23 protein-coding genes are annotated in these 26,381 nt (G+C 43.4%); 5 read left to right on the top strand and 18 right to left on the bottom strand.

All coding sequences use genetic code 11. The annotated features are described in order from the left end of the window. Positions 1 to 5: 5 nt before the first annotated feature. The 6 genes from K8F54_RS01805 to K8F54_RS01780 form a co-directional block, all read right to left on the bottom strand. On the bottom strand, positions 6 to 497 hold the full coding sequence (locus K8F54_RS01805; RefSeq protein ID WP_290786226.1) for a hypothetical protein: 492 nt from the start codon (positions 495 to 497) through the stop codon (positions 6 to 8). 133 nt (positions 498 to 630) lie between these two features. Next, a complete protein-coding gene (locus K8F54_RS01800) occupies positions 631 to 1,005 on the bottom strand; it encodes a hypothetical protein (RefSeq protein WP_290786223.1) in 375 nt (124 codons plus the stop codon). 499 nt (positions 1,006 to 1,504) lie between these two features. Beyond that, positions 1,505 to 2,299, bottom strand: coding sequence for a hypothetical protein (locus tag K8F54_RS01795; protein WP_290786220.1), 795 nt, complete (start codon positions 2,297 to 2,299; stop codon positions 1,505 to 1,507). A gap of 153 nt (positions 2,300 to 2,452) precedes the next feature. Next, positions 2,453 to 4,465 carry a M13 family metallopeptidase gene (locus tag K8F54_RS01790; protein WP_290786217.1) on the bottom strand — a complete coding sequence of 671 codons (2,013 nt, stop codon included), beginning with the start codon at positions 4,463 to 4,465 and terminating at the stop codon, positions 2,453 to 2,455. A 46-nt stretch (positions 4,466 to 4,511) separates the two neighbouring features. Further along, complete coding sequence (locus tag K8F54_RS01785; protein ID WP_290786214.1) at positions 4,512 to 5,567, bottom strand: NAD(P)-dependent alcohol dehydrogenase; 1,056 nt, start codon at positions 5,565 to 5,567, stop codon at positions 4,512 to 4,514. A 135-nt stretch (positions 5,568 to 5,702) separates the two neighbouring features. Continuing rightward, positions 5,703 to 6,659, bottom strand: a complete 957-nt coding sequence (locus K8F54_RS01780) for a winged helix-turn-helix domain-containing protein (protein WP_290786211.1) — start codon at positions 6,657 to 6,659, stop codon at positions 5,703 to 5,705. A 31-nt stretch (positions 6,660 to 6,690) separates the two neighbouring features. Between K8F54_RS01780 and K8F54_RS01775 the strand changes: the two genes are divergently transcribed. The 4 genes from K8F54_RS01775 to K8F54_RS01760 all read left to right on the top strand — a co-directional run bounded on the left by K8F54_RS01775 (position 6,691) and on the right by K8F54_RS01760 (position 9,917). Beyond that, positions 6,691 to 7,263: a hypothetical protein gene (locus tag K8F54_RS01775; protein WP_290786208.1), complete on the top strand. Its 573-nt coding sequence runs from the start codon at positions 6,691 to 6,693 to the stop codon at positions 7,261 to 7,263. Positions 7,264 to 7,347: 84 nt separating this feature from the next. After that, entirely contained in the window at positions 7,348 to 7,938 is a 591-nt protein-coding gene (locus K8F54_RS01770) for a hypothetical protein (protein ID WP_290786205.1), read from the top strand. A 173-nt stretch (positions 7,939 to 8,111) separates the two neighbouring features. Further along, a complete protein-coding gene (gene rlmF / locus K8F54_RS01765; RefSeq protein ID WP_290786202.1) occupies positions 8,112 to 8,987 on the top strand; it encodes a 23S rRNA (adenine(1618)-N(6))-methyltransferase RlmF in 876 nt (291 codons plus the stop codon). A 24-nt stretch (positions 8,988 to 9,011) separates the two neighbouring features. Continuing rightward, a complete protein-coding gene (locus K8F54_RS01760; RefSeq protein WP_290786200.1) occupies positions 9,012 to 9,917 on the top strand; it encodes a class I SAM-dependent methyltransferase in 906 nt (301 codons plus the stop codon). 74 nt (positions 9,918 to 9,991) lie between these two features. Here K8F54_RS01760 and K8F54_RS01755 read toward each other — a convergent pair whose 3' ends face one another. From K8F54_RS01755 to K8F54_RS01715, 9 genes are all read right to left on the bottom strand, one after another. Next, positions 9,992 to 10,183 (bottom strand): cold shock domain-containing protein, encoded by a 192-nt coding sequence (locus tag K8F54_RS01755; protein ID WP_290786198.1) that lies wholly within the window; start codon positions 10,181 to 10,183, stop codon positions 9,992 to 9,994. Positions 10,184 to 10,253: 70 nt separating this feature from the next. Further along, complete coding sequence (locus K8F54_RS01750) at positions 10,254 to 11,321, bottom strand: acyl-CoA desaturase (RefSeq protein WP_363299047.1); 1,068 nt, start codon at positions 11,319 to 11,321, stop codon at positions 10,254 to 10,256. A gap of 470 nt (positions 11,322 to 11,791) precedes the next feature. Continuing rightward, positions 11,792 to 12,964 (bottom strand): hypothetical protein, encoded by a 1,173-nt coding sequence (locus K8F54_RS01745; RefSeq protein ID WP_290786196.1) that lies wholly within the window; start codon positions 12,962 to 12,964, stop codon positions 11,792 to 11,794. 153 nt (positions 12,965 to 13,117) lie between these two features. Then, positions 13,118 to 13,981, bottom strand: a complete 864-nt coding sequence (locus K8F54_RS01740; RefSeq protein ID WP_290786194.1) for a mechanosensitive ion channel domain-containing protein — start codon at positions 13,979 to 13,981, stop codon at positions 13,118 to 13,120. 132 nt (positions 13,982 to 14,113) lie between these two features. Beyond that, complete coding sequence (locus K8F54_RS01735; RefSeq protein ID WP_290786191.1) at positions 14,114 to 15,499, bottom strand: FAD-binding oxidoreductase; 1,386 nt, start codon at positions 15,497 to 15,499, stop codon at positions 14,114 to 14,116. A gap of 128 nt (positions 15,500 to 15,627) precedes the next feature. After that, positions 15,628 to 16,734 carry a nickel-binding protein gene (locus tag K8F54_RS01730; protein ID WP_290786188.1) on the bottom strand — a complete coding sequence of 369 codons (1,107 nt, stop codon included), beginning with the start codon at positions 16,732 to 16,734 and terminating at the stop codon, positions 15,628 to 15,630. Positions 16,735 to 16,883: 149 nt separating this feature from the next. Beyond that, a complete protein-coding gene (locus K8F54_RS01725; protein ID WP_290786184.1) occupies positions 16,884 to 17,747 on the bottom strand; it encodes a cyclase family protein in 864 nt (287 codons plus the stop codon). Positions 17,748 to 17,814: 67 nt separating this feature from the next. Further along, the gene (locus K8F54_RS01720) at positions 17,815 to 18,036 is read right to left on the bottom strand and encodes a VF530 family protein (RefSeq protein WP_290786181.1); all 222 of its coding nucleotides are present in this window, start codon (positions 18,034 to 18,036) and stop codon (positions 17,815 to 17,817) included. Positions 18,037 to 18,161: 125 nt separating this feature from the next. Beyond that, positions 18,162 to 19,811, bottom strand: coding sequence for a SulP family inorganic anion transporter (locus K8F54_RS01715; protein WP_290786178.1), 1,650 nt, complete (start codon positions 19,809 to 19,811; stop codon positions 18,162 to 18,164). A 196-nt stretch (positions 19,812 to 20,007) separates the two neighbouring features. On the opposite strand from K8F54_RS01715, the gene K8F54_RS01710 reads away from it, so the two are divergent. Further along, a complete protein-coding gene (locus K8F54_RS01710; RefSeq protein WP_290786175.1) occupies positions 20,008 to 20,580 on the top strand; it encodes a hypothetical protein in 573 nt (190 codons plus the stop codon). Between the two features lie 115 nt (positions 20,581 to 20,695). Here the strand turns inward: K8F54_RS01710 and K8F54_RS01705 are convergent, their stop codons facing one another. The 3 genes from K8F54_RS01705 to K8F54_RS01695 form a co-directional block, all read right to left on the bottom strand. Further along, on the bottom strand, positions 20,696 to 22,282 hold the full coding sequence (locus K8F54_RS01705; RefSeq protein WP_290786172.1) for a hypothetical protein: 1,587 nt from the start codon (positions 22,280 to 22,282) through the stop codon (positions 20,696 to 20,698). A 22-nt stretch (positions 22,283 to 22,304) separates the two neighbouring features. Then, positions 22,305 to 24,368, bottom strand: a complete 2,064-nt coding sequence (locus K8F54_RS01700; protein WP_290786169.1) for a PQQ-binding-like beta-propeller repeat protein — start codon at positions 24,366 to 24,368, stop codon at positions 22,305 to 22,307. A 98-nt stretch (positions 24,369 to 24,466) separates the two neighbouring features. Continuing rightward, positions 24,467 to 26,344: a CocE/NonD family hydrolase gene (locus tag K8F54_RS01695; RefSeq protein ID WP_290786166.1), complete on the bottom strand. Its 1,878-nt coding sequence runs from the start codon at positions 26,342 to 26,344 to the stop codon at positions 24,467 to 24,469. Positions 26,345 to 26,381 lie beyond the last annotated feature (37 nt).

The following is a 26,381-nucleotide window of genomic DNA, read 5'->3' as shown; positions in this document are numbered from 1 at the left end:
CGTTTTTATAGTTGCTCTGTCTTAGGTGGTGGGGCTACAAACTCAAAATAGCGCCAATCTCCTTTGTTTCCCTCCGGCATATAGGTAAAACCCAGGAATCGCAACCAGGTAAACAGGTCGGGATGCGGTGATACCGAGTGGATGCCTAGGGTATATCCCTGATAATGTGCTGCTTTTTCCTTTAAGGTCTTTCGCATTTCGAAGCTCAGCTTCATCACATGCTCGTCGTAATGATGGCTACAGATAAGGAAGGTGGTAAATTTCTTATCGGCCACCTTATAGCCTCCCAGCAGCGCTATGGGTTCGTCCTTTTCGGTTCTCCAAATTTTGGAATAGCCACCGTCCTTCGTTTTTTGGAGTAGTTCCTTAATATACGAAAACATGGCGGTACGGTTGTTTTCATCACGAATTCTCCATTCTACTTCCGAGATACTCCAGGGATTGTTTAGAATATACCAGAGGTCTTCGGGACTTATTTCGTTTTGCAATGCTGCCATACCCATTTTTAACACTTAGATTCTTTACACCAAAAAAGCATAGCCTATACGGTATCGTTAGTCTCAACTATAGAGGTGAAACTAGTATCCACATAGGCACACTTAGGGGATGGTGTAAGCAAGAAATATCGAATTACACCTTCATCTGAAGCTTAGGATCCTGACGATACGGATTGCCGGGAGCTCCTTTTACGTTATAGAAAATGGTATACTCGCGTGTGTCGCTTGCCGGCAAGGAACCTATTACGCCGGTCCAATTATTGGCGGCGGTAGGATCGGTCTTAAAGATGTCTGATCCCGAGCCTTCTTGAATTGCAGTAATCTCGGTAATATCACCGGCCGGTACAAACTGAATTTGCTGGCCTGCAACTACGACGGTGGTGAATGCGGCATCATTTCCCCCGCCAATTGGAAGTGAGGTTACGCCATCGGATAGACCCGGTGGTGCCGGATTTGCCGTGGTTGCCGAAACAGTTACAATGATCTTTGTTGGTCCTCCATTACACATAATTTAAATTTTTAAGGTTAGTTAATTGTATGTTGAATTAAAGTATTCCAGATTTATTAAAATGTCGATTTGGGAGGAACATTTTAAGCACCCTGTTCGGGTATATATTCTATTGCCTAAGTAAGATAGAGGGAAATTAGGCAATTTTTTTTGATATTCCTAAGATTATTTCGCATTGATATTCAATACATTATCTGCCATATCCCGAAATATGTGGTTTTAGGCCGTTTTGTAAGCCGAAAATTTACCGTCCCTACCGAGCGGTATTTTACCCACTTCCCTATTGATTTAGCAGCACCTAATTTATGAGTGACAGTACCCTATACGTACCCTAGTAGTATACCGGGAGTATCCTACCCTTTACTACGGGTGAAACATGGGTGAAACATGGGTGAAACATGGGTGAAACACGGGTGAAACACGGGTGAACCTTACAAATGAGTAGCCCTTTCCTACAAGGCCCTAGGTCGTACACAACTAATGATTTGATGGTATTTTCTTACACCACACTTAGAATGTGCATGGTTTGGCCGCTTCTTAGCCTTTCTATGCGATGGTGCAGTACCCCATAGGATATACCCAATGTTACCACACAGGCCACATTGGCTTGTGGAATGGCATCGTTAGGGGTATTCAGCACCCACTCCATGGCTATTGGCAGCTCATGAATGGGTAGAAAGCCTGTAGTCTGTATGTTGCCCAGGGCATTTTGTTTCGGGACTTTTGGCAGGTATTTTTCGGCTGCTTTGTTCCAATAGTGATTGGACACCAGACTGATTGCTGCCGTAAATTGAACGTGGGTAGCTTGGGCGGGTTTGTTTGCAAAGTCCTCTGGATATAACGGATTGCAGGTTAGTATACATTGTGAGCGATCTGCTTTAAAGTCGGCTTGAAAGGCACCGCTAAAACCGTACGAAAAAGGCTGTTCTTTATCAAATGCAAATCCAATTAATTGATTCCCATGCGTACGCAGGTTGCCTTCCCTAATTCCCCAGTCGCCCGAACTTTGGATAATTAGTTTTCGACAAGCACTTGTAAGTCGGCCTGCCATATAGGAATCTTGAAATTGACGGCCCATAGGCCCCCAGCTTTGGCGTAGGGCCTTACTGATTACAGACCCTCCACCAAACTCATTGTTGTTCTTACGTACGTTGGCAAAGGCCGGATCGTTTTTGATGGTATCTCCCGAATGCCCCGAAGACCATTTCACCAGGTTCTTTTTACGCTTGGAGTTATAAAAGGACAACGGGCCTAATTTGCCTTTTATCTTTATAATGCCCTTATTTTCTGCCATAACTGTGTTCTTTTTAGCTGCTAACCAATCATTTAGGTATTGGACAACTTCTATAAAACGGGGTTTTTGGTGGCAATCGTACATGGAATTCGTAAGAAAATACTTCCATGTATGGCACTAACCATGACAGAAACCTTTAGAAAGCAACACGAATTACCAAATCTTGATCCGTTCTTCTACGGGTCTAAAGTTGGCTTCGCCGGCTTGTACGTTGAAGGCCTCATAAAAGGGTGTAAAATTCATCAGTGGCCCATTCACACGCCAAATAGGAGGCGAATGTGGGTCGGTAGCCACATAATTGCGTAAAAACTCGTCGCGGGTCTTTACGCGCCAAATTCGCGCAACCGATAAGAAGAAGCGCTGGTTGGGAGTATACCCGCCAATCTTTGTGGTATCCTGTCCCTGTGCTGTAAGTTTAAAGGCATCGAAGGCAATTGCAATACCTCCATTGTCTGCGGTGTTTTCCCCTACCGTAAGGGCTCCTTTTAAATGTACGCTGTCCAATACCGTAAACGCGCTGTACTGATCAATGATCTGTTGGGTTTTTTCCTTGAATTTGGTATAGTCAGCTTCGGTCCACCAGTCGGTTACATTTCCGTTCTTGTCAAACTGCGCTCCTTGATCGTCGAAGGCGTGGGTAAACTCATGCCCTATCACCATACCAATGCCCCCGTAATTCACGGCATCATCGGCATATAGATCGAAATAAGGGGCTTGCAGTATACCTGCGGGAAAGACAATTTCGTTTAGAGAAGGGTTGTAATAGGCCGTCACCGTAGAGGGGGTGGTATGCCACTCGTCTCTATTGGGCGGTTTGTTAAGTGTGTTGAGTTCGTATTGATACTCTTCTTTCCGCAGGGCCACTACATTTTCAAAAAAGGTAGCACGGTCAATGGTCACATCGTAGGTACGCCAGACATCGGGGTAGCCTATTTTTTTATTGATGGCCCAGAGCTTGTCTTTTGCCTTGAGCTTGGTGCTGTCGCTCATCCAATCGAGCTCGTTAATTCGCTTTTCCAAGGTCTTCTGAAAATTGTTAACTAGCTCTAAGGCACGCTTTTTGGCGTCTTCATTAAAGTATCGCTTTACATAGATCTGCCCCAGTGCAAACCCTATCTGCTGGTCGACACGGCGCACCATTTGTTTGGATCTGGACTGCTGTACCGATTGGCCCGATAGCACTTTGCTATATTCGAAGGCTGCATCCTGAAAGGGCCGACTTAGGATATTGACATGGGTCCCTATGGAATTTGCCTTTAGATATAGTTTCCATTGTTCCAGAGGCACCGATTTCAACATGGCATCCAGCTTTTTATAATAGGCAGGCTGCCCCACATCCACCGAATCAACTGCCATCCCCAGGGTCTCGAGCATGTTTTTCCAAGCGATATTCGATTGGCTTTTCTGAAGTTCTGCTACGGCCAGTTTGTTGTAGTTTTCTTTTACCACTCTGCGTTCGATCCGTGTTTTGTGCGCCTCGGCCAGTTGTTTTTCGATTTCGTATACGGTGGTTGCCTGTGCTTCGGCATTGGGTTCGCCTATCAGTTCGAACAGGCTGCTCAGGTATTTTTTATACGCCTCCTGAATGGCAGTCACCGAGGTATCTGTTCCGAAGTAATAATCACGATCGGGCAGTCCCAGACCCGATTGCACAAAATGTGCAATATTCATAGCACTGTTTTTCTGATCGGCCGAGATATAGGGATAGATCATGGAGTAATCCCCGCTTCGTATCTGCTGGGCGACAAAGGTCATCATTGCCGGAACATCCTGTAGGGCTTCTATGCGATCTAGAATGGGCTGTATGGGCGTAGTCCCACGGGCATTGATACTTAGGGTATCCATACCCGAAGCATAGAAATCGCCTACCAACTGTTCTATACTCCCCTTGGGATGGGTTTCTTGGGATACTTCTTCCAAAATGTCCTGCAACAACTTTTGCTGTGGAATGTTTAAAAAGCGGTAGGACCCCACTCCTACTTGATCTTCATCGATGACCGCGTTGTCGTACCACGTCTTATTGACGTGATGAAAGAAATCGTCTCCGGGCTTTATGGTTGCTGAAATGCCATCGAAGACAACCGGATCGGGCGTCGCCTCGGCGGGTTTGTCTTTGCATGCCAAAACTAAAACGGCCATTGCCGAGAGATACAGAAGATTTTTCATAATGCTATTGGTTTTAATAAATATAGTAAAACGGAAGGCCTGTAACTTAGCTTTTTAAGGACTTCATATCGATGACAAAGCGGTATTTCACATCGCTTTTGAGCATGCGCTCATAGGCTGTATTGATATCCCGCATCTTAATGATTTCGATATCGGATGTAATATTGTGCTTGCCACAGAAATCCAATAACTCCTGGGTTTCGGCGATACCGCCTATCAAGGATCCCGCTACTGCTTTGCGCCCCATGATCATAGGGACGGTCACCAACATCGGGTCTAAGGGCCCCAGATAACCCACTACCACCAGGGTGCCGTTGGTGTTCAAGGTACCTACATACGGATTGAGATCGTGTGCATAGGGAACGGTATCAATGATAAGATCGAATTGCCCCATGGCCTGCTCCATTTGTGCCTCATCTGTTGAGATAATCACTTTGTCTGCTCCCAAGGCTTTCGCATCCTGTACCTTATTCGAAGATCTTGAAAACAGGGTAACGTGGGCGCCAAGCGCCGCGGCTAGTTTGATTGCCATATGTCCGAGTCCGCCAAGACCTACTACGGCTACCTTACTATCCTTTTCCACCTTCCAGTGACGCAGGGGTGACCAGGTAGTGATCCCCGCGCATAATACGGGCGCAATCCCGGCAGGGTCTATGTTTTCAGGGACACTAAGCACAAAGGCTTCGTCCACCACGATGGTTTCGGAATAGCCACCGTGTGTATTGGTATCTAGGTGTTTATCATAGCCACCATAGGTCCCAACCCAGGCGCCACAATATTGTTCCAGATCGTCCTTACAATTGGCACAGGTTCTGCAGGAATCCACCAAACAGCCTACTGCTACCAGATCGCCGAGCTTGTATTTGGATACCCCGGCTCCTACCTTGGTGACCTTGCCTACGATTTCGTGTCCGGGTACTACCGGATATTGGGTCATCCCCCAATCGTTGCGCGCGAAGTGCAGATCGGAATGACACACGCCACACCACAGTATGTCGATTTCTACATCGGATGTGGTTACTTCTCGTCTATTGATATTGAATTGTTTTAAATCGGCTTCCGGAGCTTCCGTGCCGTACGCCTTAACGCTTGTTGTTTTCATGATACCTATGTTTATTGGTTAGTTAACTATATAAGAATATTAAAAATACAAATTTCTGGAAGACAGCGGTACACTATTGGGATAAAACCTTGGTTGGTGGTTGGGAAGTTTGGTAGTAGCCGTGCTATTTTCTAGTTACAAATTCACTTCCAGCTTATAGCCCACCCCGTGAATGTTGGTGAGTTTAATGGAGTCGTCATCTTGTAACTTCTTGCGCAATTTCGAGATATAGGTATCTAAACTTCTCCCTGTAATCACCCCGTTGTCTTCCCAAACGCGTTTGGTGAGTTCGTCCCGGGTGATGATCTGGTTGGGTTTGGCAATAAATATTTGGAGGATATCACATTCCTTTTTCGACAGGCTAATTTCGGTGGCTTCTTTTATCAGCATGTTTTGGTCGGGGTAGAATTTAAATCGGCCCAGAGCAGCAAAGTTGTCGTCTGTAGTTGGGACCATCCGCTTCTTCTTTTTATAAAAGACCAAGACCAACAGCAGCAATCCGCCTAAGGCCAGGGCATATACATAGTTTGGAATACTCGTTGGAGATTCGGGGAGTTTTGTGAATCGCACATGTACGGTATAACAGGCTTTGGGGAGGTTTCGACCGCGGCAGGGAATGATTCCTTTTTCTTCCTCCTGTTTTACCTCATAGCTATAGCCTACCTCTCCATCTTCACAGCGGATGACCTCCGTCAGGTAGTAGGATGGCAGCCCTGCCTTTTTAAAACTGCTTTTAATGATGTCCACCAGGCTGTCGGGATAGATGGCCAGTGGCAGTTCGAAGGATACTTGGTATCTATAGTCGTCCAAAGCCACTACCGGCTTTACCAAGGAGGTAGCATCTTGATCGGCCAATAATAAACGATGGCCTACATCGCGTAGCGACACTTTTACACTTTCGGAGAATTCGGTATTGGGCTCCTTTGTACAGGAAGTCAGTCCTGCAATCAGCAGCAATACAAGTAGCTTTTTTACAAGGATTTGGGTGGAAGTATTCATAATATGCTGTAAATAACACATAAATTGAGGACTTTTTAAAAAGTTTGACACTTCTTTTACATTCTTTTGACACTTTTCTGCCAACGTAGCCATAGTTTTACTTCATCATTTAAAAAATCAGAAAATGAACAAGTTAATAGGAAGTATGCTGCTTATAGTATGTATGGGGTGCAATTCGGAAAAACAGCAAGTAGTAGAAACGCAGGCAGATAGTATGGCCATGCTGCAGACTACCGAGTACCCGATCACAAAACCCATTCACATGATCGAGTTCCATGAAGATCCCTATGAGCTATCACTACAAATGGCACGTGTAGATATAGATGTGTACGAGCTCATCGTAGGAATGGAGTTATTCAATGGGGCATTCTTTGTTTCCCCAAACGCCAAGCGGGATTTTTCGGGAAAATTCACGGTCTATTTAGAAGACTCGAATACACTCTTTCCCATTGCTAAATTGAAGGAGTCGCCTCCTTCGGTGGAAGAGTTCGATCCACATCCCTTCGTAAACGGGACGGTGAATTGGGTACGATCGAATACCACCTATACGCAACGCCTTCAGCGAGATTCGGAAGCCAACTTTCATGTGCAGGGGGAGATTCGCTTTACCATTGAACCACGGTGTACCTTCGAAAGAATACCCATCACTATTAAATACGAGGCAGGCGAACTGCACGTTGAAGTAATGAAATGCTAATTCCGATAGGAAAAAAATAATAATAAAGTAAAGGAATTAGCTCAGCCATTGCGTTTGAACTTTGCTTACAATTTTAGCCATAGTATGAAAAAGATATTTTTATGTATGTTCGTACACTGCTGTGTGTTAACAGGAAGTAGTCAAGAGCAGGAACCACCCATGCTCTTGGTAGTAGATTCTACTTGGACCAAGGAGATTTTCCATTTTCCCATTGGGTTTGCACAAACCTTAACGTACAGTGGTTATGAGGAAGCTCATTTTCCGCCCGGTTGGGGAGACCGAGAAAGCCCTCAGTTTTGGTCTTATGCCTTTGCCTGGTATATTGATGCGAGTTCCAGCTTAACGGCTTCTCAATTGGAGCAGGATCTACAGAAGTATTTCGATGGGTTGATGCAGGCCGTAAACAAGGAAAAAGGCAAACAAATTCCTCCCAGTACGAGCCTACTTACTGCAACTGAAATTAAAGATGATACCGCTCTATTTGAAGGGACTGTACATACGCACGATTCGTTTCGAAGCAGGGCTATGATGAGCTTGCAGGTTCGAATAGAACAGCAATTCTGTCGAGCCACACAAAAGGCCTTGCTTGTATTTCGGTTTTCACCCCAGGCCTTTGATAGGGCTATTTGGGAAGAACTACACAAAATAAGACCCCTTATCGAGCTTTGTGAATAGTCCCAATTAGGAGAAAGATAGTATTGCGAATACCAGACCTTGGAATTATCGATACCCTATTGTAAACTTAGTTGCAGAACTCCTTCGGACTAACACCCAAACGGAGAATCTCCTAAAATACAGCCGAAAGCTGCTACTATTATCGTAGCTTCACACCTCAATAGCTGCGAGGTTTGCATCCCAATAATATTCATAGTGCTCCATACGATTTTAAGGCCTTGATCAAGGCGCATCCTCCCTTGGGCCAATATGCCCATTTGGGAAAAGCAGGTATGGACACCATTAATTTTGCCGACAGCGAGGCGGTGTTACAGCTAAACAAGGCGCTTTTAAAGCATCATTATGGCTTAACCGACTGGAATATTCCTCCGCATTACCTCTGCCCTCCTATTCCCGGTAGAGCCGATTATATACATTATCTAAACGATTTACTTTCGGAAACCGGAACAGCTACTAACATTACGGGCTTGGATATAGGTGTGGGTGCCAACTGTGTGTATCCTATTCTTGCCAGCCGGATCTATGATTGGCAGATGGTGGGTGTTGATAATGATCCAGCAGCAGTGGCTTCGGCCAAGGAAAATGTAAAAGCTTCGGAAGTCTTAAAAGATCGTATTGAGATTCGGCTACAAGCCAACAATGCCAATATATTTGATGGGGTGATCCACGAAAAGGAATACTTCCACTTCAGCATGTGCAACCCACCTTTTCACGCTTCGGAAGAAGAGGCCGTAAAGGGAACGCTGCGAAAGCTACGCAATCTTGGTGACCAGGCGCCTTATCGGACCAAAAGTGAGATTGTGCTCAACTTTGGCGGACAGGCCAACGAATTATGGTGTAACGGAGGCGAAGCACTTTTTATCAAGCGAATGATAAAGCAGAGTGTTGGGTTTAAAACACAGGTGGGATGGTTTACCACGCTGGTTTCAAAAAGCGAGCATCTAAAACCAATTTATAAACAACTAGACAAACTAAAGGCCAGCCATCGCACCATTGCCATGGAACAGGGCCATAAGCAAAGCAGGATAGTCGCATGGAAATTTCCTTAGGACGTCTTAACAACATAAAATAACATGGCAGAACAAAAGGATTTAGATTTTACCTATACCACCATCGATGAGATATTTCGATTGAGTATGGGAGAAACAGGCGACTACAGTGGGGCGAAATACGACGGTGATTTTGCTATGACCTTGGAGGAAGCCCAAAGGGCAAAGCATAAGTTTATCGCCGACAGCCTCCGTATCACCAAAGGCAGTAAGGTCCTTGATATGGCATGTGGATGGGCACCTTTTACACGTTTTATTACACACGATCGAGGGGCTGAAAGTATTGGCCTTACCCTCTCACAGGGGCAGGCAGATGCCTGCCAGAAGAATGGCTATAATGTCCTGGTTCAAGACTGTCGATATGTAAAGCCCGACCAATTTGGAACCTTCGACGCCATTACTTGTATAGGCGGCTTGGAGCATTTCTGTTCGGTGGAAGAATGGCAGGCAGGCAAACAGGAAGCGGTGTATAGTGATTTCTTTAAAACCTTGTACGACCTATTGCCAGTGGGTGGGCGGTTTTATATGCAAACCATGGTATTTAGCAAGAATATGATCGATTTTGAGGAATTGGACGTTAAGGCCGAAAAGGGATCTACTGCCTATATCATGGCACTGATGGTAAAACAGTTTCCCGGTTCCTGGCTTCCCTATGGCCCCGAAATGGTCATTCAATGTGCAGCGCCCGGCTTTAAATTAATTTCCAAAAGCAGTGGAAGGCTAGACTATATTGAAACCATTGCCCAATGGAGGAAGAAATTCAGGAAATTCCATCTTAAAAAATACTGGCTCTACTTATCCCTAATTCCAAGGTACTTCACCGACAAGGAATTTAGGCATTTGGTGGCAATTTTTAAAGTGAGTCCGAACCGTGTCTGTTTCGAGCGAGAGGTCATGGATCACTACCGCCTGGTCTTTGAGAAAGTATAATTTTATGAATGTATAGCACAAAAAAACCATCTGCTTATAACAGATGGTTTTGTAATTCTAAAAATTTGAATTGTCTAGGCCAAACGCACTTTTACGGCGCTTAGTCCTTTATCTCCTTTTTCAACGTCGAACGTTACTTGATCATTTTCTTTGATATCGTCAATAAGATTGGTTGAATGCACAAAGATGTCTTCATCAGAATCTTTGATGTTAATGAATCCAAATCCTTTGGCGTTGTTGAAAAATTTTACTGTACCTTCTTTCATTTTGTTTACTTTATTGGTTTTTATTAATTTATTTATAAATTGTTTAATCATAATTTTTGTTTTTAAATTGTTACTCTGAACCCAATACTACAACAGGGCTCATTACTTTCGCTTTTCTACCTAACGAACGCAGCATTTTGACATGATCTCGGAGTGCTTCGACCAGTGTTCCTTTTACATGATACGGCATACCGAATTCGCGTGCGGTTTGAGCTACTACTTTGGTTAATTTGGCATAATGCACATGACATACATCCGGCAATACATGATGCTCTACTTGAAAATTTAATCCGCCAATAAGCCAGAAAATCAGTTTGCTTTTAGGCGCATAGTTGGTGGTTGTGGCAAATTGATGTCCATACCAACCTGCATTCATCTTCCTGTTCGCATCGGGAAGCGGAAATTCATTGTCAGGCATGATGTGTGCTAACTGAAATACAATGCTCACCAATAATCCGGTTATAAAATGCATACTCAGAAACGCTAACAGGATCTGCCACCATGGCAACGGTATAAAGATCATGGGTAATACGATCGCATAGGAGTAATACAGCAGTTTCCAACCAATCATACCAATGAGTGTATTCCGGAATTCGTTTTTCTTGTCTAAAAACCCCATTTTCCGATAGCGCTTTAGTCGGACAAAATCTTTGGTCGTTATCCAGGAGATGGTTGAAATTCCATAAAAGAACCAGATATAAATATGCTGAAACTGATGCACCCAATAGTGTTTGGCATGGGGCGAAAATCGCAGAAAAAAGGGCGCGTTGATATCATCGTCGGCATGGTCTATATTGGTGTAGGTATGATGCAATACATTGTGTTGGATTTTCCAAACCGTTGCATTGGCGCCAATGAGGTTAAAGGTATAGCCCAATAGGGTATTGGTCCTTTTATTTTTTGAATAGGATCCGTGAATGGCATCGTGCATAATGCCCATCCCAATACCGGACATTCCCAGACCACTGAGTATATACAGTGCGAAAAGCAGCCAGGTGCTTGTCACCATCCCTGTGGCAAGAAAAGCAAGGGGAACAAAAAACAAGGCCAACATGACGATGGTTTTAATCACCATGGTTGTATTTGCGTTCCTGCTCGTATTTGCTGTCTTAAAATAGGTGTTTACACGATTCCTCAAGGTTTTTGAAAAATCGGAATCTATGCTCCGTGAAAAAATGGGATGTTCGATATACTGCTTTTTAATTTTGTTATTATTTCCATTACTTCAGAACAATATATTCAATGAATGCAGAAGGCTAGCATGATGTAACCTATCCATTATTGTGATGAAGCGATGTGCCAATTCAGATTAGTAGGCTTGAAGTATGGTGATGGTTGAATTATAAATTGATTTCAAACCACAGATTCAAGCGTAGTAACGCAAATAGCGTTGCAACTGATAGCGTATTGTAGAAAGCAAAGGATTGATTAAAATTGGAAGAATAATAAAAAAAGAAAAGCTGACTGTTTAACTAACGATGCAAAGGTAGGTTAAATATTCTTGGAAACACTAAAATTACGTTAAAGTGTTGAATATCAGGCGTATTTTATTTTTTACGATAGGAATAATGCATGGTTTGCATAGGATTTACTAGTGCGTCACGAGCTTTACAATTCGCAATCCCCGTTTAAAATATCTTCTTTGGTAGGGTTATAGGCGTTGTTTTCAACCGTATAGGTAGTTCCTTCATCGAGATGGGTCACCAAATTCGTCAAGGCACAGAGATTGGTAAGGCTGTTGTTGTCTGAAATATCTAATGAAATACCCAGCTGTTCCATTGCATTTAATCCTTCCAAGTTGGTGAGCAAGTCATTGTCATAAATAGCCAAACTACCGGTAACACCGGTGATATTCCGAAGTCCTTGCAGTGTTGTCAATCGTTCATTTTCGGTAATCCAAAGGAGTCCGTTAGCAGCTGTAATACCTGTTAATCCTTCTATGTTGGCAAGCGTTTTATTCCATCGCACCTCAATACTGCCTTCCACCAGCTGTAGATTGTCCAGTCCGTTTAAGGTTGTTAGTTTTGGATTCCTATAAATACGAACACCGGCTTCATGTATGCTGTTGAAGTATTTAATGGCACTAAGATTATCCAGGCCTTCCAAACTCACAAGATTTGCATTGTGGCCAACAAAAAGATCTTCTACCCTGAAGGTTTCGATATGTTGAAGTCCGTTTATTTGTGAGAGCATATCATTCTGTTCAATATGTATAACCCCTGATAGTTCCCGTAGGCCGGCAAGACCATCTATATGATTTACATCGGCATTCGCCCACAATCGAAGTCCGCCAACAGTGGTAAGATGATTCAAATCGTCCAAATTCTCCAAGGAAGTCACCATACCAAGGTGCAGCTCCCCTCCTATTTCAGCAAGATTGTGAAGTCCTCGCAGGTTGGTAAGCTTCGGGATATCGTTAAGATGCACGGTTCCTCCCACTTTAATTAAGTTCTCTAATCCCGTTATGGAGGTAAGTTCCTTTAATTCAGAAATAACAAGATTACCATCAATTTGCGTGATTCGGTTAAGTGCGTTTAGGTTGGTGATATTCTGACTCCCACGATCGGAACAGTATACGATAAAAAGGGTTCCTCTAATATGGGTATCACCTGTAAGTCCGAACCGATTCACATCGCCTTGAGAAGTTAGTAATACATCACCGCTATCACCGTCGAAGCCAAGTCCGTCTTCACAAGAGATTCCCGGGCCTCCGGTTGTACAACCCATAAAAGTTATGCAAAAGGTTAGAAACAATACGGGTAAAAAGCTGCTATATTTCATACAAACTGATGTAACAAATACCATCCCATTTGCTATATAACGAACTAAGGTGAGAGAATATTCTTAGTCTATGAAAGAAAAACATTCAACATAGCGGCAGCAAAAGGAACATTTTCACAAAGTAGTTCACCGTGTTTTACGATTGCGTTACCACTAAGCAGGAGGTGTTTCTTTGGTTGAAGCAGCCTGATTTTTTATGAGATGCACATCCAGTTGCGGGAAGGCAATCACAATATTGTTTTCATGAAACTTACGCACTATGATTCGTCTGATATCACTTTTTACGGAACCAATTCGGAAGGTATTTTTACTGAAGAACAACAGTTGAAATTCAAGCGATGAAGGTCCAAACCCCATGAGTCTACCCTCCGCCAGATCACGATCGTGCACAGCGTCATGCTCCAAGGCGCTCTCTTCCAGTATTTGTATAACTGTGTCCACATCACTTCCATAAGCCACCCCAACATCTATCCGAAAGCGTGTTTTCGTGTCTTGATGACTCCAATTGATCACCTTGCTCGTAGTAATAAGCGAATTAGGGATAATAATAGAAATGTCGTCTGTATTGAGTGCCTTGGAAGTACGGACGCCTATGGCCTGTATTTGAACTACATCGCCATCCACTTCCAGCACATCGCCTATTTTTATGGAGCGTTCTGAAAGCAATATAATGCCCGAAATAATATCGTTGAAGGTCTGTTGTAAGCCAAGTCCAATCCCCACCAACAAGGCTGCCGATCCGGCAAGCAACAAGGTTACTTTAACTCCCAAGGTCTCTATGATTATTACGAAGGCGCCTATCCAAATGAAATAGCGGATAATTTGGTATACGGCCAGAATATTACCGCGCTCCTGTTCGTCTACATTGGACCGCCGGAAAAGCATCTTTTTTATGATCCACAAAAGTACTCGGGTAAGTATAAGTGTCATTAAAATCATGACAACCATACCTACCTTTAACGAATAGGTACCTATGGTGAAGATTACCTGATTGAGAATATCCTGTACCTCTTGCATGCTTAGTTTATATTAGCTTTGTAAAAATACTATATATTTCGATGCTTACAACATGGCGGGATTTGCAGTTGTCAGTTCGGCAATACAAACAATAGATCAACATCAACTAACTCTAATAAAGCACTTTACCCATTATGGCTTGATGTTTTGGTTTACCCTAAATACATTTGAAGGATCGTAGGTTCGCTTGATTGCTACCAGTCTGTTGTAATTGTGTTTATAGCTGGCCTGTACCCGCTCCTGTCCCTCGTCCATCATAAAATTGGAGTAGGCACCTCCCGATGAATAGGGATGTAAGGCTTCCCAATAGGCTTTACACCAGTCCGTGATCTTGTTCGCGTTGGCAGGATTGGGATCTACTCCTACAATTACCCCTGCATATTTGGCATCTCTATACGCCCAGGGAGTTTCTTCCTTCCCTACTCTGCTCGCTGCTCCTGTAATAGGATACAAATGCATTTGAGACAGGGGGGTTGGTATGCTCGACCCGAACTTAAGATGTTGTGCCCGGACCTCGGGGCCTAATTCGGTAAAGAAATCGGCTCTCCAGTACCATTGCAAGCCATGGGGCAACATGCCATCGAACATGGATTGTATCATGGGATACGGCATTTCCCCTATATGCTCAAAAATAGGTGCTTTATCACGTACCGCTTGGAAAAGTGTATCGAAGTGGGCAGGATCTCCCACATAGCACCAAACAATTCCGCAGAACTGCTTGTTGTGTAAGCTATCCGGAAAGGGTGGTCCGGGTATGATCATGGTAGTAATAAATCCGTTTAATTCTTCGGGTGCCTGCTGAATAAACTCATGATACCATGCCATGATCTCTTCAATGCGTTCGATAGGCCATAAGGTAGGACCGCCTATTACTGTTTTAACGGGGTGTGCCTGAAATTTAAAGGAGGTAACAATTCCAAAGTTACCACCACCCCCTCTTATCGCCCAGAAAAGATCGGGATGTTGGTTCTTGTTTACGGTTACAAAAGAACCATCGGCCAAGACCATATCTGCCTCTAGTAGGTTGTCTATTGTCAAACCGTACTTCCTGGAAAGATGACCAACGCCACCTCCCAAGGTAAGACCTCCAACGCCTGTGCTGGAAATTATCCCGGCAGGAACTGCCAATCCGAAAGGATGTGTGGCATGATCCACTTCCCCCCATAGATTACCTCCGCCAACACGTACTGTATTATTTGCCGTGTCTACACGTATAAATTTAAGTCCGGATAGATCGATCACCAAGCCACCATCGCATAATCCCAGTCCGCCCCCGTTATGGCCTCCGCCTCGTACCGCACATAAAACACCATTGTCTCGAGCGAAATTTACCGATGCCATGACATCGGCCACATCCACACACATGGCAAAAAGCCCCGGGCGTTTATCGATCATTGCGTTGTACACCTTTCTGGTTTCGTTGTAGCCGGCATCTTTAGAAGTCACAAGACTTCCTCTTAATTGCGCTGCAAATGCCTCGATGGTAGTACTATCAAGGTCTTTAATTTCAGTTGTCATAATTCTTTGGATTTGTTAGTTGAAGTTATTTATGCATCAAAACTAGGTGAGACAACAACAACATCACAGTACATATAATTCAAAGAATCACACATTTGATGCATGGGAAGTTTCCATCGGAAGAGGACCTAAGCAATATGTTGTTGGATGTACTTGGAGGGAAGGATACCGTAGGTATTTAAGAAGCACTTTGAGAAGTAGGTAGGACTGTTAAACCCCGATTCGTAGGCCACTTCAGCAATACTCCCTTTTTGACTGTGCAATAAAGACAGGGCTTTGTGCAATCTAAATTCTCTAATAAAATTGTTAGGTGACTTTCCGGATAGGTTCATGAGTTTTCGATACAACTGCGATTTGCTGTACCCCATATCCTTACTGAAAGTAGCCACGTTGAAAGAGGGTTTGTTCCAGTTGGCTTCGGTGTACTCCATAAGCTCTGTCAGGAATTTCTCTTCTTCCGGATGTAGCGAACGTATCAATTCCTCATCGATGATCGCACTGTTATTTTCTTTGTCGTAATACGTAGCCACTTCCGAAGAAATTACCACCTGATCCTTGACGACCTCACACATATGTGTGGCCAATGCGATGGCATCACCAAAGATACCCGCCTTTTTAGCAACCGGTGCACCCGAACTAATCCCTATTTTCAATCTTCGATTAAACGACTCGTGTTTTGGCGTCACATACTTGAAGTTGTACTGTATCTTTAAGGCGCAAAGCACCGCATCGGTCACTGTTTTAAATGAAACTAGGTAGGTATTATTATCCTTGTTCACCACATTTCCCGAAAACTGTTTGAATGCTTTTGAAGCGCTATTGTGAAACTTCTGTGTAAAAATGCTGAATTGATTGGCCTCAACCCTATTCAGGTAATTGCTGGTTTCAATCACCATGATAACGCGGAAGGCCGGATCGGTGATGGCATTCATCAATGCCTGCTCTACATCTTGTGGGTCCTCAATTCGTCCGAGAAACGATTCGACGATATGTGCATCGACCTCAATGATACTGTGGGGTAAGTCACCATGTGCATGATCGTGCATTTTCTGAATTGCCTGTTCGTTTGGCGCCTCAATTAGACAGAATGCCGTACGCCTTTTTTCATCACACCAATAGGTCATCCCCTTGCAATCAAACAAATGCTGTACCTTGAGGTCTGCCTGATGCATTTGTGCCACGTGTTCTGCGGTTAAATCGGTTGGTATTTCGTGGCGATCCATGAAAATTGGCATATCTTATTTTTTTTCAAGTTAGGCATTTCTGATCACTCTAGCAGATAAATATTTCATACTGAAGTAGGTAGATAGCCTAAAATTGAAACCCTAAATAGTTGAACCACTAGCGCATTACCATTGTCTGATTCATCCGAATTCTTATATCACTAAGGGTTTTGTATATTGTTTAAGACGGCCACAATACGCAATGGTGCCCCGCTTCCTCCTTGGATTTTCATGGGTAATGCGATTATTTCAAATCCGATATTTGGTAGTTGCTCTAGATTGGTGAGGTTTTCAAAGGCAGGGATGTTTTGGGAGAGCAATATCACGTGGCTCTTAAAATACTCCGATTGGCCATAATCGATACTCGGGGTGTCAATTCCTATGGCATTGATATTTCGTTGCTCGACGAGCCACTTGGCGGCTTCGGCAGACAGCCCCGGAAAATGCAGTTCTTGTACTGCCTTTTCACCGCGATTGGCTGTTCCTAGGTATTTTTCTTTATCGGGATAGAACTTTGAAAACCCGGTCTGCAATAAAACAATACTACCCCTTGGAATTTTGGTTTTCTCGCTGGTTTCCCAATCCATAAAATCTTGAATACTTATTTGGTAATCCGAATTACTGAGCGCCTTTGACGAAACATCTATTTTTATGGCCGCCCCAATTAGTTTTTCGAGGGGTATTTCATCTACAGACTGACCCCCTTCGGCAAAATGAATGGGGGCATCAATGTGCGTCCCGCCGTGTTCTGCGGTACTGAAATTATTAGCCGAATAGTAAAAGCCTTTATCGGTTTGTCCTTTAAAGACAGTATCCAGCCTGAATTCTTTTGCAGTCACCCAATAGATGGTTTCATCGGAATAGACGTGGGATAAATCGACTAATTTACTATTCAGTGATGCTTGCTCTTGGTCTGTTACGATAGTTTCAGCTATATCTGGCTTGTTTAAATTTGACTCACAACCAATGCTCAAAATATAAAGCAGTACAGGGAATACTAATTGATTTCGGAATATACTATTCATGATAAGATTGTATTAGAACGGCTTGCCACACATTGTAAAGCCGTTCGTTGGTAGCCTAATTTACTAATTATTTCTTATCTAAATTAAGATAGAGCTGTTCCATCTTTTCTCTTGCCCAGGGTGTTTTTCTTAAGAAGGTAAGGCTGGACTTAATGGAGGGATTGGTTTTAAAACAATTGATGTTAATTTTCGTCGCCAAGCGTTCCCAACCATAGTGTGCTACCAACAACTCGAGTATCGTTTTTAAGGTAAGTCCGAGCAATGGGTTGTTGGGTTGTGCTTTATCCATTTCTAAGAATTTAAAATTTAGTTTATACGGGCAAATACGGTCTTTTATTTCTTGTGGTAAGCCAATGTGATCGACAAGTTGAATACCAGCAGCACAGTTTAGGACTTTGGTTTTTGCCCGATTTTCTATAAGTGCTCTTTAGCTCTTTCAATAGCAGTATGAATTTCTTCAACAACATGCTCCCTATCTATAAATAAAAACATTTCATTTTTTTCAAAATCATTCCGTAGGGATTTGCTAATTCCTGAAATTATTACTTTTATTTTTCGAGCCTTATAGCTTTTAATTATTTCTTTAATGCTGTGATATCCGGTCGCATCGATTAGTGGCACATAGCGCATTCTAATGATAATTACTTTGGGGTGCAAATGCGTATTGGTTATGGTTTCTTGAAATTGTCTGGCCGCACCAAAAAATAGTGGTCCATTAATTTCATACAGAATAACCCCTTTTGGCAAATCCAATAGTTCGTCATCAAAAAGATGCTCAGCACTACTATTTTCAGATGAAAAATTCTGAATATTAACCGATTCGCTCATTCTTTTCATAAACATAAAACTAGCTAAAACGATCCCAATTTGTATGGCAATTACCAAGTCGAAAACAACGGTAAGGATAAAAGTGGTGAGTAAAATAATGATATCCATTCTATTGCCTTTTAGAATAGATCTGAATTGTTTCCATTCACTCATATGGTAAGCCACAACTATTAGTATACCCGCTAGACAGGACATAGGTATTAATTTCGCATAGGGCGCAAATAAAAGCATAATAGCCAATAATACCAGGGCATGAACAATACCGGCAATAGGTGTTCGCCCTCCATTCTTGACATTGGTTGCGGTTCTAGCAATGGCGCCTGTAGCGGGGATGCCACCAAAGAGTGACGACATAACATTCGCTCCTCCTTGTGCTATTAGTTCCATGTTTGTACGGTGTTTGCCTCCAATCATCGAATCTGAAACCACGGCAGAAAGGAGGGATTCTATGCTGCCTAAAATAGCTATGGCAAAGGCGGGCTGAATAAGTGCTTGTATGGTATCGAAATTAAACTTTGGTATATGGGGTAGCCCTAATTTATTTGAAATATTGCCAAAATTACTTTCGATGGTATTGACAGGAAGATCAAAAAGTACCACAACAAGGGTAGATAACACAATGGCAATAATAGAGCCCGGAATCTTTTTTATTAATTTTTGAAAATAAAGTGTAATAATTATAGTTGCTACGGCAATACTAATTGCATACCAATTGATTTTATGGAAATTGCTAAAATACACCGTCCATTTGTCAATAAAATCTGCCGGAACCTTCTCTATATTGAGTCCAAAAAAGTCGTTGATTTGCGAAGAGAAAATAATAAGTGCGATTCCACTTGTAAAACCCACAATGAGAGAATATGGGATGTATTTTAATAAATTTCCTAGCCGAACCAATCCAAATCCGATGATGATAAAGCCTGCCATAAAGGTAGCGATGGTTAATCCATCTGTCCCGTATTCTTGAACAATGCCATAAACAATAACAATAAAGGCTCCGGTTGGTCCTCCAATTTGCACCCGACTACCCCCAAAAGTCGAAATAATTATTCCAGCAATAATTGCCGTGATGATTCCCTTTTCGGGTGAAACACCAGAAGCAATGGCAAACGCAATGGCTAATGGTAAAGCAACAATACCGACAATTAATCCCGAAAGAATATCCTTTGTTAACGTTTCCTTTGATATCCCTTGTTTTAAAAGAGAAAATAATTTTGGTACAAATTCTTTTTGCATCGGTTTATTGGCCTGCTGCCGGATATATTTTTCAGCTAATTAAAATTATCGTTTTTGTTGCTTATCAGATGCACGACTGTTTCACTAAATTACTATTAATTGGTGAACTTATGAGCTTTAAGATTAGTAATTATTACTTCAATTCTATTCTAAAAAATAAAGTAGTAAATTTACTATGCAATTCAAATATATAGCTATGTCACAATCACTTATGTCCCCATATTGGATAGCCGAACATAGAACACGTCGAGATGCTGCAGACCGACTTCACCAAATCGATTATCAATTTACCAAAATTGTTGTTTCCAACCCCGGTAATCGAGAGGGCATGGTGGAATTGATCTTTTATGAAGCTAGAGGAGACGGGAATTTCTATCGGTCGGACTGGGCGGGTGGCCGATGGATTGTTTCTCCTACTTGGCAGCGTCATATTAGACCCGATCCAAGTCGCGTGTTTGGGAGTCGATTTATTACATATGGCTGGTTTGAGGTTTGGATGAGCAGGGACGATATGACCATCGACGTATCGGTATCGGCAATCTCACGTAGTTTGGTGGCAGGCGCCGGGGACGGTTCCGGAGGTCTTGTAGAAAGTATCTCTCAGAGAACTGTTCAATTAGTGCCAAAACACGTACCCATTATAGTACGATTTGGAGAATGGATGGGGTTCACCATGCCTTCCCCATTACATTTCCCCCCAGGAACAAATCCTATCTTAGATCAAGACCTTACAGCAATGTTTCGCCCTGAGCCACCAGCCGATGATTAGACACACTTATAAATATCCCAGAATCGATTTCGATTAAATAATTAATAAAAAGAACAAAATAGAATGGGATCTGCCTTTGTTGGAGCGGGGTTCCACAGCTAGGTAGAATTACGACTCATTGCTTACTGCTCACTAACAAATCCTCCAACCGCGACGCCTGTAAATACCCCAAGCCCACAAAGGCCGAAAGCTGGTCTCGATAAAAAGTCTGATCGGCCGTGGTGGTGTGTGGAAAGCGATAGCCCAGTCTACTCCAAACAGGATGGTTATTAATATATTCAGAATACGACTTTACCCAGTATTTAGACAATTCGGTGAGATCCATGGTTTCGTAATCGGTCAAAAGATTGGGATCGTAGGCATCGCATTGGTCATAGGTTTCGCAGCTCGAACAGCAACGATCCTGTAGTTCCAATTCCAATTCCCTGCCCAGATCGCCTGCGTTGGACGGTGCTAGTAGCGTATTGATATCTTCCGAAAGTGACATCTTTATATAGTAGAGGTTGATATCGCGCAGTACACACCCAGTCTCGGTCATGATGGGAATGTTTTTTATATGCCCCTTAAACACCGAATGGGATAAGAGGGTATCCTGCTTCTGAATAAAGGCGTCAATGCCTTCCACCTCTAAGCACAGCCCTAACTCTTCCTCCACCTGCTGTTTCAGCACCTTGTAACCATCGAAACTGTAGTCTTTGTTATATCCCGCGTCAACGACAATAATGTTCTTTACACCCCTTCGAATCAAGGCAATAGCCCCTAAATTCTCTGAATGTCCCCCATCGCTAAGTGCAATATACTTGGCATCCAGCTTGGAGGAATAGTTGGGGATTTTATGTAGTAACTTAAACTTAATAGCAGCCCCCGAAATAGCAATGGCCCTACTCCACTCAAAGTTGTTAGCCGCATCCCATTGTTGAAAATCGAGTTCCGGATTTCCTGAAAACAGGGGCGTAAACTCAAAAATCCTACTCAGCCAATCCTGCCCATCCTGTGCGGCCACGGTAGTATTGATAATAAAATAGGGCGCCTTGCCTGCTGCTATTTGCGAATTTAAGGCGGTGATGGGCAATTCGTGCGCTACATCTCGTCCGTAGGCACTTTCAATACTGCGCCTATAGGTGCCGAAGGCCCTGTTGGGCAGATCGAAGAAGGCTCCCAGTGTGCGGGTCTTGGGCAAAAAGCGCGCTCGGTTCTGCTGAAAGGCTACATTTTTTATAAAACTATTGTCATGAAATGAATAATGCCCAAATTCCTTGTCGGCGCTTGCATGTTTGTAATAGTTGGTATACAGCCAAAAGGAGAGATAACCGCCACCCGATACACTTGAGATTAGCTGAATGCTATCGAGCACACCCATATCGTACAAGGCTTTTAGCGCACCCATATTGTAACTCGCCGAACGCAGGCCGCCACCCGACAACGATAGACCCCAGTTTATTGCTGCACCTTCATTCATAAAGCTTCGCTCAAAATCGTAAGCCGCTAAACGTTCCTTGTTTTGTTGTGCAATTAGAAGTTGTGTTTCCGAATTGGTTCCCTGATATCCCTGTATGCCATTTTGCTTCGGAAGTAATGCCTTTTTATAGCTGGTGCAGGAGCTAAGCACTAAACAAACGAGACATAAGAGAAATGCAAAGTCAAAAGTTGGCCGAAACTTTTGTAATGCTAAGCGTATTGTAGAAGTCGCTTTGATTTTCATCTGGAATTCAGTTAAAAAAATATTATAGCTGATAGCAAAGAATTTCTATTGCCCTCCCCATCATACTATTTCCACCACCATTGAAGTCGTCTTCTTTTTTCATTTTAAAATAGAAAAGCTTCCCCGAGTCCTCATCTACTATAAAATCGGGACTTTTATCGAAACCAAAAGGCACCGCCATGATGGCTTTACCGGTATCCTTGTTTAGCTTGACAACGCCACCGCCTTTGTCATTTTCCTTTCCTAATTTGGCGAAGATATAATAGAAGTCTTTGCCTTGTTTACTCGCTTCAAAGCGATTATTGAGGATGGTGTTGGCCAAGCCTACATTCACACTAGCTCGTACTCCTTTTTTATTGATCACATCGCTATACGAAGTATTCGGGCCCTTCGTCCGGCCGTTTTGTTCGTTCACCGTCTCAATTGCCTTGGCGAAGAAGGCAAAGAATTTGGCCGACTTGCTATAAGAAACGGACGGTAAGCTGGTCTCATAGACGGTACTGCCATCGTACCCAATAAGTGCTGCATTCTGTGAAGAAGAAATAAACACACCACTATCTCTAGCTTCTAAATGATCGGGCTTGGTCCCCGATTTAAAGGATACAGGATATGGAACCAATAATCGCTTCGTAGCCTTTTCGGTATCGATTTCGAAAAGGGAGTAGTTCTCATTATTGTAAACATAGGCCATTTTTCCTCGGAAAGCGGTAAGTAACATTCCGTTGGGCTGGGGTACATAGCTCCAATCATTGAGAACATTTAAAAACCCATCTTTGGTAGTTACTGTTAAGTCGTCGAAGGCATTCTTCCCGGTGGTGGTGTTCCAAATATTGATACTGCTATCGGTGGTATAAAATATTCCTGCATCGCAGGCCAGTACTTCTAAGAGGTGCCCTTCGACCTTATAGTTATCTTTAAAGCGAAGTTTACCGGTGGTTATATCCAATACATTAAATTCGAATACATCTGCCTGCCGTAGGTTTAGTCTGTTAATGGCAATGGCCAATCCTTGTGCCGTATAGCGAGAAGCGATTACCTGACCATCTAAACGCTGTGGTTTATCCCATAATTTCTCGCCCGTATCGTAATCATACATAAACAATTTCTTATCCATGACAATCAAGCCATCGGGACCAAAGACCACTTCTGCCTTATAACTGCCGGTTCTATATCGTTTCCATTGTTTGTCTCCGGTTTCAATATCGTGTGCCATTATCCCGCCATGATCGAGCATATATACATAGGGTTTGTCTGCATAGCGAATGAGCCGGATGGGTGATACCTGCTTCGCTTCCTCTTCGGCCTCTTTTTTCTTCTTTTTGGATGGAAAGCCCATGGTATCGTCAAAACCCATATTCGGATCTGGAAATACCATCGCACGCCATTTCTTTTCACCAGTCCGAATGTCAACACAATAGAGTCCACCTTCCGAAGCAATCAGAAAGGCTGTTTCACTTACTTCCAGTGGTTCACTGGCAATTCGTTCGTCTACCAAAGCACTTCGGAATAGCTTCTTTTGTACCCACAGACTTTTGCCGGTCTTAAGGTCGTATAAGGCGAGGACGTCACGCATCCCAATCCTACCAACGAATAAGACTGTTTCCGACTTCGGTAAAACAAAACGGTGATAGATTTCATCTAACCCATCCGCTTCGGTATTAGCGACCACCTGTCCATCCAAAAGACTAACCACATACTGATTTGTATTTTTGTCACGGTCGGCAATGGCAAAATAAGGGGTATTGGGTATTTCTGAAAAGGAGCTTTGATCGATATTCTTCGGAAGTATTTGATCCTTACCATTTTGGAAGATAAGTGCTCCGGTATCGGGGTTATAACCACTTATTTTTGAAGCAGCCGAATTACTTCCGGAAGCACTGGCCTCGTTTGTAGGTGTATCGCTGGTGACTACCAGAGTCCCCATGGCGGTGAGCTCGTACCCGCCCAATCTCCCGGCACTAATATTAGATGGGGTGCTCCAAAGCGGCTCTATATTGATAGGCACATCGCTAAGGTCTTGTGAATTTACTTCAGAAACAGTACAGATAAAAAATAAGACGAGCAAATACCGAAATGATCGCTTCATAAAAAAGGATAGCTTGGTTAGTATTTATGAAAGATAGGAATAACTTATCAATTTCGAATAAAACTATTCCTATGGCTTTTTAGCAAAACGAATGGCCACTAACGAATTGGCAGTTTTATAAAGGAACTGTACTTGACCGAATGATGCACCTTGTTGTGCGCCACGACCCCTTCAGTTTCATCATAGTTAGTGCCTCCCGTGTTTAGGTTTCTCGCAAAACGCGGAAAATTACTGCTGGAGATCTCCACGCGGATGCGGTGTCCCTTTTCGAAATAATTGCTGGTAGACATAGGGGTAAGTGCTACCTGATATACCTTACCTTTTTCCATAAACACTTCTTTGTCGTAGCCCTCGCGGTAACGTACTCTTTGGATGGTTTCGTCAAGGTTATAAGCCGTGCCATCGGGATACACATCGATAAGTTTGATGGTAAAGTCGGTATCCTTCACATCGGATGAGACAAATAATGTCGATTCGATAAATCCGGAGACCTCTACCCCTTCCTCAAGGACGTCTGTGGTATATACCAGTATATCTTCGCGTTTTTCCATCTCCTGCTGGTCGAAGGCACCCCCTTCTACGGCGTTTCCTGTACAGCATACATTTCCGCCATACGACTTCACCGGATTCATAGGGTCGTAGGTAAAACTATCGGGATTGTCCTTCCTTGGCTTTTTGGTAGTCAATACACCATCACCGGCGGCCGTATTGGCCTTACCTCCACTATTGAGGTAATAGGTTACCATTTTGGTATCTGCGGGCGGCCATTGGGTGGCACGTTGCCATTTGTTGCTTCCCATGGTGTAGTATTGTACTCGGGGGGTGGTTGACTTAAAATCTTTTGGCTCGCCTTTTAGCCACAGATCGAACCATTTACGGATCTGTTCCTCGTAATTTAATCGTGCATCGCCAATATTTCGTTCACCAACCACCGTATTTTCGGTAGCACGGGTATAGCGACAATGCAAGGTGGGCGCAATGACCAAATACTGATTATCGCGTACAGCAGCATCTTTGGCATTGTTACGTACGTGATTAAACAAGGCCAGATTCGGACTAATACTCACATCGTACCAGGAGGTGAACCAAAAGCTGGGCATATTAATTTCCATATCGTCGTGATAGAGTCCGCCGGTATACCAATCGGGATGATTGGGTGTACGTCGTACCATCTTATCAAAGATCTCACGCTTTCCGTTCATATTGACCAACATATCCTGAATAGGCAGATGCGATAGGGCCTCGGCCATATCCACCTCCGGGTTCTCCGGGGCCAGGTCGTAGAATCGAGAGATACGGATTAGATCTTCTTGAGTAGCCCCCGCCGGGATCCTAGGTTTAAATTTATCGTGTTCCACACCGTATAACCAGGCGAAGAATAAAAGCTGTTCTACACCACCACGGTACCAATTTCCTTGCTCGAGGTAATTGCCAACACGCCCAACGCCGGCACCATAGCCTTGCGGCACCATGGCCGCAAAGGAAGGATGGTCCAAGGCGGCCACGGCCATGAGCCATTCGGCAGTAGAAGAACAACCAATCGCACCAATTTTACCATTAGACCAGGGTTGGTTCTTCATCCAAGAAAAGGCATCGTAGCCATCGGTTAAGGGAACTCCTAGAATATCCCATTCCCCTTCCGAAAAATACCGTCCACGTTCGTTTTGTACCACATAGGCATAGCCCTGTTGCACATAATATAGGGCCGCTTCGGCAGTTCGTGTGCGTTGTTCCCCATCGCCCCAGGAGTTAAAATTGTAAGGGGTTCGGGAAAATATAATGGGTACTAATTCATCGGTCTTGGGTCTGTAAATGTCTGTTGCTAATCGGATTCCATCCCGCATGGGCATCATTATTTTTTGATCGACAACCGCTATCGCTTCTAGTTTTGAAAAGACATCGTCTTGAGCCGTTAATTGAATAGTAGAAAGAAGGAACAGCGCAATAAGCGCGATGATGGTTGGATACTGCTTCATAAGGAATAGGCTTTTGGTAAAATGAAGTTTAAAGGTA

This window comes from Altibacter sp. (genome assembly GCF_019913785.1).
Classification (GTDB): Bacteria; Bacteroidota; Bacteroidia; order Flavobacteriales; family Flavobacteriaceae; genus Altibacter.
Note: the sequence above shows the minus strand (reverse complement) of the source record. Positions and strands in the feature narration are given on the sequence as shown.

What these genes read in the sequence shown, in the direction of transcription:
- K8F54_RS01720 (WP_290786181.1), bottom strand. Translation starts at nt 18,036, where the DNA reads ATGGATAAAGCACAACCCAACAACCCATTGCTCGGACTTACCTTAAAA.
- K8F54_RS01740 (WP_290786194.1), bottom strand. Translation starts at nt 13,981, where the DNA reads ATGCAAGAGGTACAGGATATTCTCAATCAGGTAATCTTCACCATAGGT.
- K8F54_RS01805 (WP_290786226.1), bottom strand. Translation starts at nt 497, where the DNA reads ATGGCAGCATTGCAAAACGAAATAAGTCCCGAAGACCTCTGGTATATT.
- K8F54_RS01745 (WP_290786196.1), bottom strand. Translation starts at nt 12,964, where the DNA reads ATGAAATATAGCAGCTTTTTACCCGTATTGTTTCTAACCTTTTGCATA.
- K8F54_RS01715 (WP_290786178.1), bottom strand. Translation starts at nt 19,811, where the DNA reads ATGCAAAAAGAATTTGTACCAAAATTATTTTCTCTTTTAAAACAAGGG.
- K8F54_RS01735 (WP_290786191.1), bottom strand. Translation starts at nt 15,499, where the DNA reads ATGACAACTGAAATTAAAGACCTTGATAGTACTACCATCGAGGCATTT.
- K8F54_RS01800 (WP_290786223.1), bottom strand. Translation starts at nt 1,005, where the DNA reads ATGTGTAATGGAGGACCAACAAAGATCATTGTAACTGTTTCGGCAACC.
- K8F54_RS01725 (WP_290786184.1), bottom strand. Translation starts at nt 17,747, where the DNA reads ATGAATAGTATATTCCGAAATCAATTAGTATTCCCTGTACTGCTTTAT.
- K8F54_RS01770 (WP_290786205.1), top strand. Translation starts at nt 7,348, where the DNA reads ATGAAAAAGATATTTTTATGTATGTTCGTACACTGCTGTGTGTTAACA.
- K8F54_RS01775 (WP_290786208.1), top strand. Translation starts at nt 6,691, where the DNA reads ATGAACAAGTTAATAGGAAGTATGCTGCTTATAGTATGTATGGGGTGC.
- K8F54_RS01785 (WP_290786214.1), bottom strand. Translation starts at nt 5,567, where the DNA reads ATGAAAACAACAAGCGTTAAGGCGTACGGCACGGAAGCTCCGGAAGCC.
- K8F54_RS01795 (WP_290786220.1), bottom strand. Translation starts at nt 2,299, where the DNA reads ATGGCAGAAAATAAGGGCATTATAAAGATAAAAGGCAAATTAGGCCCG.
- K8F54_RS01760 (WP_290786200.1), top strand. Translation starts at nt 9,012, where the DNA reads ATGGCAGAACAAAAGGATTTAGATTTTACCTATACCACCATCGATGAG.
- K8F54_RS01705 (WP_290786172.1), bottom strand. Translation starts at nt 22,282, where the DNA reads ATGAAAATCAAAGCGACTTCTACAATACGCTTAGCATTACAAAAGTTT.
- K8F54_RS01790 (WP_290786217.1), bottom strand. Translation starts at nt 4,465, where the DNA reads ATGAAAAATCTTCTGTATCTCTCGGCAATGGCCGTTTTAGTTTTGGCA.
- K8F54_RS01755 (WP_290786198.1), bottom strand. Translation starts at nt 10,183, where the DNA reads ATGAAAGAAGGTACAGTAAAATTTTTCAACAACGCCAAAGGATTTGGA.
- K8F54_RS01700 (WP_290786169.1), bottom strand. Translation starts at nt 24,368, where the DNA reads ATGAAGCGATCATTTCGGTATTTGCTCGTCTTATTTTTTATCTGTACT.
- K8F54_RS01710 (WP_290786175.1), top strand. Translation starts at nt 20,008, where the DNA reads ATGTCACAATCACTTATGTCCCCATATTGGATAGCCGAACATAGAACA.
- K8F54_RS01695 (WP_290786166.1), bottom strand. Translation starts at nt 26,344, where the DNA reads ATGAAGCAGTATCCAACCATCATCGCGCTTATTGCGCTGTTCCTTCTT.
- K8F54_RS01780 (WP_290786211.1), bottom strand. Translation starts at nt 6,659, where the DNA reads ATGGCTACGTTGGCAGAAAAGTGTCAAAAGAATGTAAAAGAAGTGTCA.
- K8F54_RS01730 (WP_290786188.1), bottom strand. Translation starts at nt 16,734, where the DNA reads ATGCCAATTTTCATGGATCGCCACGAAATACCAACCGATTTAACCGCA.